The 15,377-nt window shown below is 36.9% G+C and carries 13 protein-coding genes; 8 read left to right on the forward strand and 5 right to left on the reverse strand.

Annotated elements, in window-relative coordinates; translation table 11 throughout:
• Positions 1–19: 19 nt before the first annotated feature.
• Both ACMA47_RS10090 and ACMA47_RS10095 read left to right on the forward strand, forming a co-directional pair.
• The gene (locus ACMA47_RS10090) at positions 20–1,264 is read left to right on the forward strand and encodes a DUF445 domain-containing protein (protein ID WP_413929686.1); all 1,245 of its coding nucleotides are present in this window, start codon (positions 20–22) and stop codon (positions 1,262–1,264) included.
• A 28-nt stretch (positions 1,265–1,292) separates the two neighbouring features.
• On the forward strand, positions 1,293–2,183 hold the full coding sequence (locus tag ACMA47_RS10095; RefSeq protein WP_413929687.1) for a hypothetical protein: 891 nt from the start codon (positions 1,293–1,295) through the stop codon (positions 2,181–2,183).
• Positions 2,184–2,215: 32 nt separating this feature from the next.
• On the opposite strand, the gene ACMA47_RS10100 is transcribed toward ACMA47_RS10095, so the two are convergent.
• Positions 2,216–3,253: a quinone-dependent dihydroorotate dehydrogenase gene (locus ACMA47_RS10100; RefSeq protein ID WP_413929688.1), complete on the reverse strand. Its 1,038-nt coding sequence runs from the start codon at positions 3,251–3,253 to the stop codon at positions 2,216–2,218.
• Between the two features lie 371 nt (positions 3,254–3,624).
• Positions 3,625–4,332 carry a pseudouridine synthase gene (locus ACMA47_RS10105; RefSeq protein ID WP_413929689.1) on the reverse strand — a complete coding sequence of 236 codons (708 nt, stop codon included), beginning with the start codon at positions 4,330–4,332 and terminating at the stop codon, positions 3,625–3,627.
• 302 nt (positions 4,333–4,634) lie between these two features.
• Here ACMA47_RS10105 and ACMA47_RS10110 point away from each other — a divergent pair, with 302 nt between their 5' ends.
• The 3 genes from ACMA47_RS10110 to ACMA47_RS10120 all read left to right on the forward strand — a co-directional run bounded on the left by ACMA47_RS10110 (position 4,635) and on the right by ACMA47_RS10120 (position 8,751).
• Positions 4,635–6,176, forward strand: a complete 1,542-nt coding sequence (locus ACMA47_RS10110) for a glycine--tRNA ligase (protein WP_034691655.1) — start codon at positions 4,635–4,637, stop codon at positions 6,174–6,176.
• 107 nt (positions 6,177–6,283) lie between these two features.
• Entirely contained in the window at positions 6,284–7,117 is an 834-nt protein-coding gene (locus ACMA47_RS10115) for a hypothetical protein (protein WP_413929690.1), read from the forward strand.
• Positions 7,118–7,221: 104 nt separating this feature from the next.
• Complete coding sequence (locus ACMA47_RS10120) at positions 7,222–8,751, forward strand: hypothetical protein (protein ID WP_413929691.1); 1,530 nt, start codon at positions 7,222–7,224, stop codon at positions 8,749–8,751.
• Between the two features lie 133 nt (positions 8,752–8,884).
• Here the strand turns inward: ACMA47_RS10120 and ACMA47_RS10125 are convergent, their stop codons facing one another.
• Positions 8,885–10,213 carry a M48 family metalloprotease gene (locus ACMA47_RS10125; RefSeq protein ID WP_413929692.1) on the reverse strand — a complete coding sequence of 443 codons (1,329 nt, stop codon included), beginning with the start codon at positions 10,211–10,213 and terminating at the stop codon, positions 8,885–8,887.
• Positions 10,214–10,312: 99 nt separating this feature from the next.
• On the opposite strand from ACMA47_RS10125, the gene ACMA47_RS10130 reads away from it, so the two are divergent.
• The 3 genes from ACMA47_RS10130 to ACMA47_RS10140 are packed head-to-tail and all read left to right on the forward strand — an operon-like array spanning position 10,313 to position 13,635.
• The gene (locus ACMA47_RS10130) at positions 10,313–11,446 is read left to right on the forward strand and encodes a serine hydrolase domain-containing protein (protein ID WP_413929693.1); all 1,134 of its coding nucleotides are present in this window, start codon (positions 10,313–10,315) and stop codon (positions 11,444–11,446) included.
• 5 nt (positions 11,447–11,451) lie between these two features.
• On the forward strand, positions 11,452–12,063 hold the full coding sequence (locus ACMA47_RS10135) for a YdeI/OmpD-associated family protein (RefSeq protein ID WP_413929694.1): 612 nt from the start codon (positions 11,452–11,454) through the stop codon (positions 12,061–12,063).
• A 12-nt stretch (positions 12,064–12,075) separates the two neighbouring features.
• Positions 12,076–13,635, forward strand: a complete 1,560-nt coding sequence (locus tag ACMA47_RS10140) for a helix-turn-helix domain-containing protein (protein WP_413929695.1) — start codon at positions 12,076–12,078, stop codon at positions 13,633–13,635.
• Here ACMA47_RS10140 and ACMA47_RS10145 read toward each other — a convergent pair whose 3' ends face one another.
• Together ACMA47_RS10145 and ACMA47_RS10150 are read right to left on the reverse strand one after the other, a co-directional pair.
• Positions 13,636–14,550, reverse strand: a complete 915-nt coding sequence (locus ACMA47_RS10145; RefSeq protein WP_413929696.1) for a hypothetical protein — start codon at positions 14,548–14,550, stop codon at positions 13,636–13,638.
• An 8-nt stretch (positions 14,551–14,558) separates the two neighbouring features.
• Positions 14,559–15,371, reverse strand: coding sequence for a hypothetical protein (locus ACMA47_RS10150; RefSeq protein ID WP_413929697.1), 813 nt, complete (start codon positions 15,369–15,371; stop codon positions 14,559–14,561).
• Positions 15,372–15,377 lie beyond the last annotated feature (6 nt).

The following is a 15,377-nucleotide window of genomic DNA, read 5'->3' on the forward strand; positions in this document are numbered from 1 at the left end:
ATTTAGTAAATTTGAGAATATGAATGACGAAGCAAAAAGAAAACAACTCAGAAAATACAAAGCATTTGCCACCGGATTATTTGTCCTGATGGCTGTTATTTTCATTGTTACCACTATTTTACAGAAGTCTAATCACTCTCATTGGATTGGTTATGTACGGGCTTTTGCTGAAGCGGCAATGGTAGGTGCACTTGCGGACTGGTTTGCAGTAACTGCATTGTTCCGTCATCCTCTCGGGCTTCCTATTCCCCATACCAACCTGATCGAGAACAGTAAACAGAGACTGGGAGACAACCTTGGAAATTTTGTCGTGGGTAACTTCCTGTCCCCACAGAATATACGTCCTTATATCCAAAAGCTAAAAGTTTCCAATTTTGTCGGGGAATGGCTGGGCAAGGAAAAAAGTCAGGAAATTCTGATTAAAAACCTTTCGGATATTGTTCTTGATATTCTTAATAAACTTGATGATTCTACGGTAAGCCAGTTTATCAGCAAAAAGGTTTCTGAAATGACAGATGATATCAAGCTTAATAAAGTGGTGGGAAACGGAATTGGTTATATTCTGGAAAAAAACGACCATCAGAGAATTATCACCAATCTTTCAAAACAGATCAAAGAATACATCATTGAAAACGATGAAATGATTCAGGAGCGGGTAAAAAAAGGCAGTTATTCATTCATTCCATCTTTTGTCGATACTAAAATTGCTGATAAAATTGCTGATGGACTTTCTGATTTTTTTAAAGAAATAGAAGAAAATCCCGAGCACGAAGTAAGAGGATTAATTACCCAGAAAATTCATGAATTCTCCGTTGATCTGAAAGAAGATCCGAAATGGGATGAAGAATTTAAAACCATCAAAAACGGGCTTCTGAAAAATGACAAATTGGATGAATATTCCAATGACATCTGGGTCTCCATCAAAAAAACGCTGATGAAAGAACTTCAGGAGGAAAACTCGGCTTTGAAAAACTATCTTACTAAAAATTTGAATGAGTTTGCCCAGAATTTAAAAACCGATGAAAGCCTTCAGAACAAAATTGATCATTGGGTTCGGGTGACGGCATATAAATATATTCTGAAAAACACCCATCAATTCGGAAACCTCATCAGTACTACCGTTGGAAACTGGCAGGGAAAAGAACTCAGCGAAAAGCTGGAACTGGAAGTAGGAAAAGATCTGCAGTTTATCAGAGTCAACGGAACGCTGGTAGGCGGACTGGTCGGGTTGATCATCTACACCATCGCACACTTCTTCATTTAAAAAAACTAAAATCCACGATAACTCAACCATGAAAAAAATTTTCAGTGTCTTCTTTTTCTTTTTCCTCACATTTTTTCTCAGTCAGAAAGTTGAATTAAAGAAAGTAACTGATTCTTCCCAGACTTTTACCGGAGAGATCAACGGAGTACCTATTACCATGGAACTCAACTATACAGGTATTGTAGACTGTGATCAGTATCAGCATTATGTGGATGGATGGTACTATTATGACAAATACAAAAAGAAAATCCCGCTTACCGGAATATATGACTATTATGGAAGTCTGTCGCTGTATAACTTTGGAACGAAACAAAAACAGAATTCGAAGCTTTTGAAAGAGCAGATCACTTCTCTTCAGAAAGTAGAAAAGACTGATGAAATAGCTCAAAAATTAACACCAAAGGAGTCTATTATATTTGATCAATCAACTCTTAAAAATAATCCAATTCCCGGAAATTTTTATCTGGACAAAAAATCCCAGCCGGCAAAGTTATTTACTGGCAATGCGATGATCTACCGTCTCAACAATTATCTGTACTTACCGAATAATAAAAAAATCAACACCTACGATTTCATTAATAAAGCAGGCGGAAATGAATTGATCTCCTATTCTTCAGGAGAAAATGGAAATAGGGTTTTGCTTTATTTTGAGCAGACTTCCAATTTTAATGCCTGTGGGCAATGTGGGGCTAGTGACGGAGAAAAAGGCTACAGAGTCCTTTATTTCACCAAAGACTGGAATTATAAAAACTATGAGGAATTCTTGATTGAAAGCTGCTGGGAAAATATCTACGACGTCACCAAAACAAGATCCAAAGACAGGCAAACCATACAATATAAAATCAACAAGTCAGAAAGCACTCCTGCCCATACGCTTACCGTAGATCTAAAAAATGCATCCGTTGTAAAGTCAAAATAAAAAAGAGAGTCCAATGAACTCTCTTTCTATTTTTATCTTGGTAATCTGCTTGCTCTTTTCAGAAGTTCCTTGTTGATTTCGTTGATCAGTTCCGGACCTTCATAAATAAATCCTGTGTACAACTGAACCAGTGTAGCTCCTGCATCTAACTTCTCCATCGCATCTTTAGCAGAATGAATTCCTCCTACTCCAATAATTGGAAATGCTCTGTTGCTTTTATCAGCAAGGTATTTGATCATTTTTGTACTTCTCTCACGGATAGGTTTTCCACTTAATCCACCATTTCCGATCTGTTCTAAAACTTCAGGAGAGGTTTTCAGACCTTCTCTGTTCACAGAAGTATTGGACACTACAATACCATCAATCTTTGTTTCTGCAATCAGTTCAATGATTTCATCCAATTGATTGTTATTCAGATCCGGAGCAATTTTCAGTAATATAGGTTTCTGTACAGATTTTGACTGGTTTATTTTTTTCACTTCTGTAATTAGCTCTCTCAGATAGTCTACATCTTCCAGCTTGGCGTGACTTCCAACATTCGGGCAGCTTACATTCAGGACAAAGTAATCTACATGAGGATGAAGACCTTCGAAACAGTCCAGATAATCCTGAGTATAATGTTCCGGGCTTGTATCTGTATTTTTTCCGATGTTTCCACCGATAATTATTTTCCCTTTGTTGGATTTCAGCTTTTCAATAGCCGCTTGAAGACCGTCATTGTTGAATCCCATTCTGTTGATGATTCCACCATCTTCAATAAGACGGAACAATCTTTTCTTAGGATTTCCAGCCTGAGCTCTTGGCGTTACCGTCCCGATTTCTACAAATCCGAAACCAAGGTCTCCCAATTCGTTAAATAACACTGCATTTTTATCGAAACCGGCAGCCAGTCCTACAGGATTTTTAAATTTCAATCCAAAGACTTCTCTTTCCAGACGTTTGTCTTCAATAGGTTTTGGTAAAAACAGTTTGGTAAGAAATCCAAAATTTTTAAGCATTGAAAATGTAAAATGATGAACTTCTTCAGGATCAAATTTGAAAAGGATCGGACGAATGAGCGATTTGTACATTGAAAAAAAGTTTTACAAAATTACTCATTTTAAAATTAATCGCAGATTAACCTATGATATTTTATCAAAATGTCTGATCTATAGTATCTATAAGCTGGAAAACAACTATATATTCTAGAAATCAGTAAGATTTTTTAACGCTACGATCACAAAGAAATATCACCATCCTGAAAAATTTTTTTTGATCGCAAAGGCGTTTCACTAAGCGAAGTTCACACTATCAGTCTTGGTTGAACGAAGTGCCCTTGCGATCGGAAATAAAAAGCAGAAATACTTAAACTTTGTGAGCATTGCGTTAAGACAATAGAAACAGAGAAATACATTCACCATCCTTGTCAAGGTTTAAAACCTTGACAAGGATATTTAAAATATTAAGATTTTAATGAAGAGTACGCACTCAGATCAAATTTCAGAATATCTCCTACTCTTTTGAACTCTTCATCTATAGTAGCATTTACAGTGATTCTTTCATTAGAAACAGGATGATTGAAAATCAATTGATGGGCATGAAGTGTCATTTTGCTGATCTCAAATGTTTGAAGCCACAATTTGTTCTGTTTATTGCAGCCATGTTTTCGGCAACCTAAAATAGGGTGAAGAATATGTTTAAAATGTTTTCTCAACTGATGGAATCTTCCGGTTTCAGGAATTGCTTCTACCAAAGAATATCTCGAAGTCTGGTGCTTTAGAAAAGGTAAATCTATTTCTGAAGTCTGTAAACGACGATAGTTTGTAACGGCATTTTGTTTGACTTCATTTTCATTAACCAAGTCATAATCAATGGTTTCTTCTTCTTTTGTCCAGCCCCGAAGAATGGCCAGATATTTCTTCTCCACTTCCCGTGATGCAAACTGCTCACTCATGGTTCTAAGGGTATCTTTATCTAAAGTAAACAGCAGAACACCCGAAGTTTTTCGGTCTAAACGGTGTACAGGATACACTTTTTGCCCAATCTGCTTCTTCAATTCCTGAATAGCGTAGGTATCGGCTTCCCCCGCATAGAAAGATTTATGAACCAGTAATCCGCTGGGTTTATTGATGGCAATAAGATACTCATCGCGATAAAGAATTTCTAACATTCGGCAAAAGTAAAGATTTTCGACTGATATTATATGCTGCTATCTTTGTAAACCTAACAGGTTTTGAAAACCTGTTAGGTTTAGACATTCCTTTATCAATAGCCCCGATCTAAGAGAAAATCCCGCAGGGAGGCGGCGGTGCGAAGCAGAGCCGCCTAACGAGGAATTGCAACGGAGAGCAGGTTCCCGGCTCCTGTACAATTAAAATGTAAATATTTGTCTGTTTATTAACGGCTTTTTTTATTGAAACTCATGATTTTGGATCCAAATTGCTATTTTTGCATTTCAGACGTAAAAAAATTATGGCAAAGCAAGAAGATGTTTTCAAGAAAGTGATTTCTCACGCTAAAGAATATGGTTTTATTTTCCCATCGAGTGAGATCTATGATGGTTTATCCGCTGTTTATGATTATGGACAGAACGGTGCCGAACTAAAAAATAATATCAAACAATATTGGTGGAAAGCTATGGTACAGCTTAACGAAAATATTGTCGGCATTGATTCGGCGATCCTTATGCACCCAACCACATGGAAAGCATCAGGCCACGTAGACGCTTTCAACGATCCATTGATTGATAATAAAGATTCTAAGAAACGTTTCAGAGCAGACGTTTTGGTAGAAGATTATTGTGCTAAAATTGAAGATAAAGAGAATAAAGAAATCGAAAAAGCAGCGAAAAGATTCGGTGATGCTTTCGATAAAGATCAGTTTGTGGCTACAAATCCAAAAATTCTGGAATACAGAGCCAAAAGAGAGGCTATTCTTTCAAGACTGGCAAAATCTCTGGAAAATGAAGACCTTGCTGATGTAAAAGCTTTGATTGAAGAGCTTGAAATTGCAGATCCTGATACAGGTTCTAAAAACTGGACGGAAGTAAGACAATTCAACCTGATGTTCGGAACAAAACTGGGAGCTTCTGCTGACAGTGCGATGGATCTTTACTTGAGACCGGAAACGGCTCAGGGTATCTTCGTAAACTTCCTGAATGTACAGAAAACTTCACGTCATAAACTTCCTTTCGGTATTGCTCAGATTGGTAAGGCTTTCAGAAATGAGATTGTTGCAAGACAGTTTATCTTCAGAATGCGTGAATTTGAACAGATGGAAATGCAGTTCTTCGTTGCTCCGGGAACGGAACTTGAATTCTATGAGCAATGGAAGCAAAAACGTCTGAACTGGCACAGAGCTTTAGGTTTGGGTAATGAGAACTACAGATTCCATGATCACGAGAAATTGGCTCACTATGCGAATGCTGCGGCTGATATTGAGTTTAATTTCCCATTCGGATTTAAAGAACTGGAAGGTATTCACTCAAGAACGGATTTCGACTTAAAAGCGCATGAAGAATTCTCAGGAAGAAAACTTCAGTTCTTTGATCCTGAGAGAAACGAAAACTATGTTCCTTATGTAGTGGAAACTTCAGTAGGTTTAGACAGATTATTCCTTTCCATATTCTCTCATTGTTTAAGAGACGAAACGTTAGAAGACGGTTCAGAAAGAACAGTTTTATCGTTACCTCCGGCATTGGCACCAATTAAAGCAGCCATTCTTCCATTGATGAAGAGAGATGGTTTAGCAGAATATGCAGAAAAGATCTTCAATGATCTGAAATATGATTTCAACTTATTCTACGAAGAAAAAGATGCAATCGGAAAGCGTTACAGAAGACAGGATGCCATTGGTACTCCATACTGTATCACTGTGGATCATGACTCTTTAGTTGATCACACCGTAACCATCAGAGACAGAGACACAATGCAGCAGGAAAGAGTTCCTGTTTCAGAGTTGAGAAGAATCATTGATGAAAAAACGAACTTCAGAAATTTACTTTCTCAATTATAGTTTAAAAGCCCTGTTTTTCAGGGCTTTTTTATTTTTCATACATTCCGGAACAACCTACCACAAAAATGTTTATTTTTAGCGGACTAAAAACTAAACTAATAATAACCATGAAAAAACTGATGTTTTCATCACTTGCTGTGGCATTGCTCTCAAGTTGTGTCTCTAATGATAATCCGGCCGACCACAGAGACAACAGCAATAATTCTCAGAACAATAATAACGGTCCTTTTCATCTCTTAAAAAAAGCAACTGACGTCAATCCGGGAGGTCAGCCCTATGTAGTTGAATTCAAATATAATGGCGATAAACTTGTAGAAACTTATAATGCACTGGATGATGATAGAGTTGTTTATACTTACAGTGGAGATTATATTGCAAAAACAGAAGAGTTCATTGGTGGCGCTCTGGTTCTGATGAGAGAATTCACCTATTCTAATGGAAGGCTTTCAACGGAGAAAATTACTGATAAAGAACAGGGAACGCTTACCTATACCAAAATCTATCAGTATCTCAGTGATACCCATGTTCAGTTTGATGAGTATAAAAGCGGAACTTATAATCCTGCAACAGGAACATATTCCAATCTTATATTTGCACAGGTGGATGTTAATTTAACCAATGCAGGAAATGTAGCTTCAGCCAAATATACGTATAACGGAGTTACCTACAATATCACCAATACTTATGACACCTTCAATAGTCCGATGAAAGGGATTAAAGGGTTTGTTAAAATCAATTTATTTGATGTGAGTGATGGTCAAATAGGCTATAATAATCTATTGAATCAAACAGAGAGTTATTCTGGCTCATCCAATGGAACGAACAAAATCACTGCAGTTTACACGCTTAACGGAGACAACTATCCTACCAAAGCTGTTACTACATATGACAGTTCAGGCTATGGAACAAGTACTCATAACTGGCTTTACGAATACTATTAATTATTTTATATTTTAGATAGCAAGTCCTGGAATTATTTCCAGGGCTTTTTTATTTTTCGCAACATAAGGGTTAATTTATTACTTTTATCCCTCAAATTTTAACCATGAAAAAAATAACGCTGATGATGTTTGGGCTCATCCAGACATTTGCATTTTCTCAAACTCAGGACCTCACAACTCTCGCTGCAGGCGATCACGTGGGAATGAATGCTCTATTTGATGATAAAGACAATCTTTACGGCTACGTTTCTCTATATTCTTACGGAAAATCCGGTGATAAAACCAAAAAGTTTGAATATGTTATCCTGGACAAAAACCTCAATCCTGTTGCCAATAAAGAGTTTGAAGGAGATATCACGGCTGCCTCTTATTTGGGATATGTTGATTTTAAAGGTCAGATTATCTTAAAGCCTTCCATGATGGATTATTCTCTTGTGAAAAGCAAAGAAGTATTTACTCCGGTTTCTATGGTAATAGATCCGAAAACCAACTCTATTACCCGAAAAATATATTATGATTATCTGGAAAACGGTAGTTTCAAAGAGATCAACGAGCCGAAAAGCTGGAAAGAACAACGTAAGGAAAACCGTGATGAGAAAAAAGAGAAAGGCTACAACTACGTTTCTGCGGTAGGAGAACTGAAAGAAGGTGGTTATTTTGCTGTTGAATACAAAGACTACGGGAAGTACGAAAACAGCAACAGCCTCATGAGATTTGATGACAACAAAAAGGAAATCTGGAGATACAAATACAACACTGACGGAAGTAAAAAACTGTATACCACTTTATCCGTTCTGGAAAGAGACGAAAATTATATGTACTGTATCCTGAAGAAAGTGAATGACAAGCAGAAGACATTCAATCTGATGGTTCTTGACATGAAAACGGGAAAAGAAACATCCAACAAACCGATTACAGGATTATCTGATGAGACAATAGACAATATTGAATCCTTCTACTCCAACTACAGAAAACTTGATAATGATAAAACTTTTGATGATAAAGTAGTTCTGTTGGGAAGAAACTACGATGATGCAGAATCTGTAGGATTTGCAAGGATGATCCTTAACAAATCTGATTTTTCAGTAGATATGAAAGCAATCAATTATGAACCCAATATTTCTGCTTTTCTTCCAAAGGTCGACAAATATGGAATGGTAGAAAGCGGTTACATGCTTCAGACCAAAGATATGTACTTTATGAATGATGGAAGTGTGGGTATTTTATCCGAAAAATACAAACCGGCAGGACAATACAACGCTCCGAAAACCACCGACCTTGTGTACATCTACACGGATAAAGATTTCAAAGTGAAAAATGTTCAGGTTTTTGAAAAGGAAAAATCAAAATGGGTCAACAGCGATTATCTCTTCTCACAATACCTCAACGGTGGAAAAGACGTAGTATTTTTCTATCGTGACTATCAAAAAGACGAGGTAACCAGGCAGAAAAGATGGAATTTGTTTATCAATACCATTATTGATGGAAAATTCAAACAGGAGATTATTCCAATTTCTGAAAAAGACAATTATGCAGTAACGCCATACGTTGGAAAAGAAGGCTACATCCTGCTTCGTGAGTATAATGAAAAAGAAAAGTTTAATAAGATCCGTCTGGAGAAATTAAACTACTAATATTAAAGAAGAATCCTGATTTGCATCAGGATTCTTCTTTTTAAGTTTTGGCTAAAGCCCATAGAATTTTCTATTATTTTAAAAACGGGCTAAAGCCCGTTCCTATTGATATTCCAATTATTCATAATGAAAATCAGTTTACTTTTGCTATCATCTCATTTGCCTGATAAAAGTCTGCTATATTCTTTATTTCATCAAGGCTTAAGTTCCACATAAAGTTCAGAAATTGTTGGTAACTCTCACTTTGATTTTTGGGTTCTATACGATCCAGATATCGGTTCAGATTATAGTTTTTTCTTGCTTCATATATTTTGGAAAAACATCTTCCCAACCAGCTTTTATAATATTTTTCTTCCTCTTCATCCTGTAAAAACTGCATGGCAGCATAGATTCCTAAACCATAATCTTCTGAATGGAAATAATTGGGTAAGATCTCCATCCTCGCCGTTTTTCTTAATGTTAAAAACAGATCTGAGGGCTTTTCCGGACTAACAGGAGTTTTAAGCTCTGCAAAAGTCTTCTTAAGGACTTCTAGTCTTCTGGAAACTTCAGGATGAGAAGCTAGAGAATCTTTGTTCAGCTTTTCTTTATAGAAATTATAATTATACAAAGAGAAATCTTCCTTCTTCATCCATTTTTCATTGAATGCCTGCTTGGGAAGATTAAATAGTTTTTTATACGTTTCTACCTTCAATTCTCTTGGTGAAATGGTATCAAAATCCTGTAATCTCTGAAGAGCGTTGACAAATTCTGCTTTCTTGAAATCACTGTTTTTAAAGATGACATATCCGAGAGAATCCGCCTGCATTTCGCTTTGTCTTCTTTCTACTCCTTTCTTGTAGGCTGTATTTTTAAAAATATCGAAAGCCTTTTGATTTTGGCCCTGGCTTCTGCTTGTTGTAGTAGATTTTATATTCTGTACCACCACTTTATCCTGTTTATCCTGTTCGATAATTTTCAAAAAAGTCTTCAGGGAATGTTCCTCTATTTTATGTCCCAGCTCATGAGCAATCACCGCAGCAATCTGTTCCTCATTATTCAGCCAGCTGTAAAGCCCCATGTTGATGACAAAGGTTCCATCAGCAAGACAATAGGCATTGGGTGTGTTGTCCTTTGCAATCAGAATTTTCAGGTCCTGAGGAATTGTAGGATTATTCTTTTTAAGACGTTGAATCATAGACTGTATACTGATTTCAAATTCAGATTTAAAGATAAAATCCTTATTCTTCACCTGTTTTTCAAAATCAGTTCCGAATTCTTTATAAATTTTGGATAATTCAGAACCTGTTTTCCCGGAATATTGAGACTTTAATCTCTTTACAGTTGCTTCATTATTTCCTTCAAAACTCTTTAAAAATGCTTTTCTCTGTATATAATCTGCAGTATCTATTGGTTTATAAATCTGAGCTATTCCCATGATTGAAAATAGGAAGTACCCCAATACAAAAAGTTTTCTGGTCATAGTTTTCTTCAATAAGAACAAAAATAACTTATTTGCTGATTCATTTTAAATTTTATAACCAAATTATTCTAAATTTGTTAAAGACCCATTCATGAAAAAATGAGAATACTAAAGTATATGATAGGTGGAGCTGTAGCAGGTGCAGCAGCAGCTTATTTTTTTGGATATGATTATTTATTTAGTGGTATTTCCAAAACCTACCTTAAAGGAAAGTCAAGTGCATACATTGACGATGGAGATCTTTTCCCCAGCAACCCTATTGCGACAGAAGAGCCCAGGCTCTGGGAAGAGGATGCTGACTACAATAAAACAGAATTACCTAAATATTTAGTTGAAAACTTAAAACACTCCAGAACAGCAGCTTTGGTGGTGATAAGGAACGGGAAAATTCTTCATGAACAATATTGGGATGGCTACAACCAGTTATCACAGACCAATTCTTTTTCTATGGCAAAAGCAGTGACTGTGATGCTTTTGGGAAAAGCACTGGAAGAAGGAATTATTCAATCTATTGATGAAAAGTTCTCCGATTTTTATTCTGAATTTAAAAATAAACCCTTCGGAAATCAGGTTACTCTTAAAAATTTAGCTCAAATGGAAGCAGGATTAGATTGGAATGAAGACTACAACAATCCTTTTCTTCCCAATGCTAAAGCCTATTATGGAAAAAGCCTTGTAAAAGCTGTATTCTCGAGGAAATTCAAAGAAGAACCCGGAGTCAGATTTGAATATCAAAGCGGTTCTACCCAACTTCTTGGTTTTGCCCTGCGTAAAGCTCTTGATAAACCATTGGCAACTTATTTATCAGAAAAGTTCTGGGCTCCTTTGGGAATGGAACAGAATGCTAAATGGACTACAGATGATTATGGAATGGAAAAAACCTATTGCTGTATTCATTCCAATGCAAGAGATTTTGCCAAGCTGGGGCAGTTATTTCTGGATGACGGAAAAGCGGGAGATCAGCAAATCCTCAATCAAGATTTCATTGAACAGATGAGAACTCCTACTGAAAAGTCTGAAAACATTTATGGAATGGGACTTTGGATCAATCATGACAACCCTATCAAACATTACTATTTCCTGGGATTACAGGGTCAGTATATCATTATGGTTCCGGAGCATAATATGGTTATTGTAAAAACCGGAAGCTATTCCAACAACCCTAAAAATGACAGAGGAAGACCTGATCAGGTAAAATTCCTTGTTAATGAAATTGTACAATTATTCCAATAAAAACGATGGAGAAATACAGTCCAAAAATTGATGCATATATTGAAAAATCACAGGATTTTGCAAAACCTATACTACATTACATTCGTGAAATCGTTCATGAATTCTGCCCTGATGCCGAAGAAACCATGAAGTGGAGCTTTCCCCATTTTATCTATAAAGGGAAAAATCTTTGTGCTATGGCTTCTTTCAAGCAGCACTGTACTTTTGGATTCTGGCTGGAAAAGGAAATGAAAACCATGCAGGAGATCACTCAGGATATTGAAAAAAATTCGATGTTCAGTTTAGGAAAAATTACGCAGGTCGGAGATCTTCCCTCCAAACCTCAGCTGAAAAAGACAATTACAGAAGCTATGGAGCTTACGGATATGGGCGTTACCATGAAAAAAGCAGCTCCTTCAAAAGTAGAAATGGAAATTCCTGATGATTTTCAGAATGCTTTAAATGCCCAGCCAAAAGCAAAAGATTTTTTTGAAAAAGCTTCACCCTCTTTCAGAAAAGAGTATATTGCATGGGTTTCCGAGGCTAAAACAGAAGCTACCAGAAATAAGAGACTGGAACAGTCTTTGGAATGGATTGCTGAAGGTAAAAGCCGCAACTGGAAGTACCAGAAAAAATAAAAAACACACACAATGAAGAAAAAAATTATTCTCTTTTTCTTCCTTATTATTTCAATTTTTACACTCGCTCAATCATTTGATTTTGAGGGACAGTACAAGTATGCCCGCATGCTTTCTTCTAAAAATCCTGACAGCTCAGAAATTATTCTGAATAAGATCATTGATTCTGCCCAGAGAAGAAACCACCAGGAATTTCTTGCAAAGGCTTATTATTTAAAGTCTTTCAACAGCTATTTAAAATCAGATGCTGAAAAAAGTCTTGATTTTGCAGATAAGGCACTTAAAATAGCTACGCAAAGCAATTACAGCATTGGGAAGGCACTGGCGTATAGAATGCAGGGAACTCAGTATGCAAAGCTCGGATTGCTTAAAGAATCTTCTACAAGTCTTAGAAATGCCCTGGCAGAAGTAAAAACCAATAATACGGAAGAAGGACATGAACTGAAAGGCATGATCTTTAATTCTTTTTTGATTCTTCTCAATAAGGATCAGTATAAAGAGAAGGCATTTTATTCTAAAAGTGCCATTCAGGAATTTCAGAAGCTAAAAAATACTGCCAGGCGAAATGAATTGCTGATTTCTGCTTACACCAATATGGGTTATAATTTATCTGAAGTAAAAAAATTCAGGGAAGCCAAATATTATTTTGCCAATGCTCTTTCATTAGTAGGAGAAAGCAATTATTATCTTCAGGCCAACATTCTTAATGATATCGGATTTTCTTTTTCAAAACAGAATAAACCAGACAGTGCAGTGCTGTACTTTCAGAAGTCTCTGGCCATTGTAGATCAGTATGGTTTTAATGAAAAAAAGATTGAGGTGACCAAGAACCTTGAAGAAGCATATGCCCAGCTCCACGACGAGTCTAATACGGAAAAATATAAAATTGAAAACCTTACCTTAAAAGACAACATTGCTTACAACAAAGCCATGGCCGTCAACAAAACTTTATCCAAAAAAGAGGAAAGCTTTCATCAACAGCTCAACAAAAGCCACAGCATTTCAAAAGGACTTATTATTGCCTGTCTTACTCTGATTATTGTTTTAGGGGCCGTTATTTTCAATACCCTTCGTCTGCGAAAAATACATAAAGAAGCAGTTGCTAAAATTTACAAAGATGGGATTTCACCTGTTGTTTATGAGGAAGATCCGCAGGAAGCTTCTGAAGATATTCAGACAAAAAACACCTCTACCCCGATAGAAATAAAAATTTCGCCTGAAGTAGAGGAAAACATACTAAACGGATTAAGAATTTTTGAAGAAAACCTTGAGTTTAACAACAAAAACATCTCTCGTTACAATCTTGCAAATACGTTGAATATCAACACAAAATACCTTTCAACGGTTATTAAGAAACATAAAAAATTCAATTTCAATCAGTACATTAATCATCTAAGGATCAATTATATTGTCACCCAGTTGAAAAACGAACCTCAATATAGAAAATATAAGATCAATCATCTTGCTGAAATCACAGGATATTCCTCTCACAGTGCCTTTTCCCTTGAGTTCAAAAAGATCACAGGGCTGCATCCTTCGGCTTTTATTAAAACCCTTGATGAGATCTCCTGATTACTGTTCTGCTATGGTAAGATTATTATAACCTCCCGTATTATTAAGCGAGAAATTCGCAACGTTTGAATTATTTAAATTAAACCAGATGTAAGGCATCAGCCTCTGTCCTGTCGTCATATAGAATGAAGCGGTACAGTTACTTCCGGCATCAATATTTCCGACACTGTTTGAGGACATGGTATTGGCGCATTTCACTGTATTGACAATATTGGCAGCAGCCAATCCTGTTGTACTATCATAAAGCTGCCAGATGGCTTCTATCTGAATAGGATTTAAAGGATCTGTAGTATAATTAATGGCCAGCGGAGCCAGGTCCGTGGTGAAAGTGGCTACATAAATTCCGTTTCTGGGTGCTGTAAAAATACCCGTTCCGGCATTGAAAGTCGTACCGGAGTTACTTTCAAAGGTTTTACTCCAGTCTACCAGATAATTACTCGCCCTGTTCTGCAAACCGGCAGTTACGGTTGGTGTGGCTGGGGTTGCAAGCTTCACGTTATTCGTTGTTTTGGCTGCAATCACAATTACTTTATTACTGGCAGGCTGAGCTGTCAGCAAAGGAAGCCATTCATTCCCGTTGGAATATTCCACTCCGTTGTTGTAGTGTACTGCTCCTTCATCTGCTGCAACAGCTGTTAAAGTAGAAGTTCCAAAACCAATCGCTCCGTTTCCGGAATTTCTGGCATCTACTTTTACGGCCGGGCTTAAAGTTCCTACTCCTAATTTCCCGGCATTGTTTACAAGAACATCATTAGCCTGCTGAGCTGGAGTAAATGTTGATCCGGAAGAAGGATTATCTTTCTGCCCGTCAATATGTAAAATGCCTTGCGGGTTTGGGGTATTGATTCCAATTTGTGAAAATGCACACTGGAAACTTAAAGTCATTAAAATCAGTAAACAATTCTTTTTCATCATGTATCTTTTTATAATCCGAAAATACTTAGAGAAGTCAGTGTAGAATCGGTATCCAGTGTTTTTGAACTTCCAAGTTTCTGATTCAGGCTTACGGTAATATTATCTCCCTGATTCAGGTTAAAAATCCCGGAACAGTTTCCTGCAACACGATTTCCGATGGTGTTGTTTCCAGGGTAACTTCCTACACATTTGAATACCTTATTGGTTGAAGAAGAGGCTGAATTAGTCTGGATAAGCGTTTCATACCTTGAATCATTTGCAATGCTTCCGGAAGCCAGTGAAAAGGAAAATGACACGATATACACCCCCGTTTTTGAAGCGGTAAAAGTTCCTGTACCTGCATTAAAACTGCTATTCACATCTGTTTTCTTAGTCCAGCCGATAACAGCTGTCTGTATTCCATCACTGAAACTTTGTATGGAAGCATTTTCAGCATCCACAAAATCATTGGGAGCTTTATGAGCCAGCGTTACCCAGGTTGTCCCGTTAGAATAGCTCAGATCCTGAGTTCCGGAATTATACCTCATCGCTCCGGCCTTTGCAGCAGAAGCAGCCTGTGAAGTTCCTCCGATTCCTATTGCATTTAAACGTTCTCCTGATCTCAGGTCAAACCTTGTCTTGGGAGATTTTGTTCCTATCCCTACATTTCCAGATTGGGTAATGACAACATCATCGTAGTAGCTGGAAGGTATAGAAACAGTGGTATTTTTTTGACCGTCTATATGTACAGTTGCTTCCGGAGAAGACATATTGATTCCTATCTGTGCTTTCATCCCTATGCCACAGCAAATGACCAAAGCCAGTCCTAATATTTTTCTCATATTCAA

It is taken from the genome of Chryseobacterium sp. T20, assembly GCF_047345655.1.
Classification (GTDB): Bacteria; Bacteroidota; Bacteroidia; order Flavobacteriales; family Weeksellaceae; genus Chryseobacterium.

Bases quoted from the DNA above. Each gene is read 5' to 3' on its own strand.
- ACMA47_RS10090 (WP_413929686.1), top strand. From the start codon at position 20: ATGAATGACGAAGCAAAAAGAAAACAACTCAGAAAATACAAAGCATTT.
- ACMA47_RS10095 (WP_413929687.1), top strand. From the start codon at position 1,293: ATGAAAAAAATTTTCAGTGTCTTCTTTTTCTTTTTCCTCACATTTTTT.
- ACMA47_RS10100 (WP_413929688.1), bottom strand. From the start codon at position 3,253: ATGTACAAATCGCTCATTCGTCCGATCCTTTTCAAATTTGATCCTGAA.
- ACMA47_RS10105 (WP_413929689.1), bottom strand. From the start codon at position 4,332: ATGTTAGAAATTCTTTATCGCGATGAGTATCTTATTGCCATCAATAAA.
- ACMA47_RS10110 (WP_034691655.1), top strand. From the start codon at position 4,635: ATGGCAAAGCAAGAAGATGTTTTCAAGAAAGTGATTTCTCACGCTAAA.
- ACMA47_RS10115 (WP_413929690.1), top strand. From the start codon at position 6,284: ATGAAAAAACTGATGTTTTCATCACTTGCTGTGGCATTGCTCTCAAGT.
- ACMA47_RS10120 (WP_413929691.1), top strand. From the start codon at position 7,222: ATGAAAAAAATAACGCTGATGATGTTTGGGCTCATCCAGACATTTGCA.
- ACMA47_RS10125 (WP_413929692.1), bottom strand. From the start codon at position 10,213: ATGACCAGAAAACTTTTTGTATTGGGGTACTTCCTATTTTCAATCATG.
- ACMA47_RS10130 (WP_413929693.1), top strand. From the start codon at position 10,313: ATGAGAATACTAAAGTATATGATAGGTGGAGCTGTAGCAGGTGCAGCA.
- ACMA47_RS10135 (WP_413929694.1), top strand. From the start codon at position 11,452: ATGGAGAAATACAGTCCAAAAATTGATGCATATATTGAAAAATCACAG.
- ACMA47_RS10140 (WP_413929695.1), top strand. From the start codon at position 12,076: ATGAAGAAAAAAATTATTCTCTTTTTCTTCCTTATTATTTCAATTTTT.
- ACMA47_RS10145 (WP_413929696.1), bottom strand. From the start codon at position 14,550: ATGATGAAAAAGAATTGTTTACTGATTTTAATGACTTTAAGTTTCCAG.
- ACMA47_RS10150 (WP_413929697.1), bottom strand. From the start codon at position 15,371: ATGAGAAAAATATTAGGACTGGCTTTGGTCATTTGCTGTGGCATAGGG.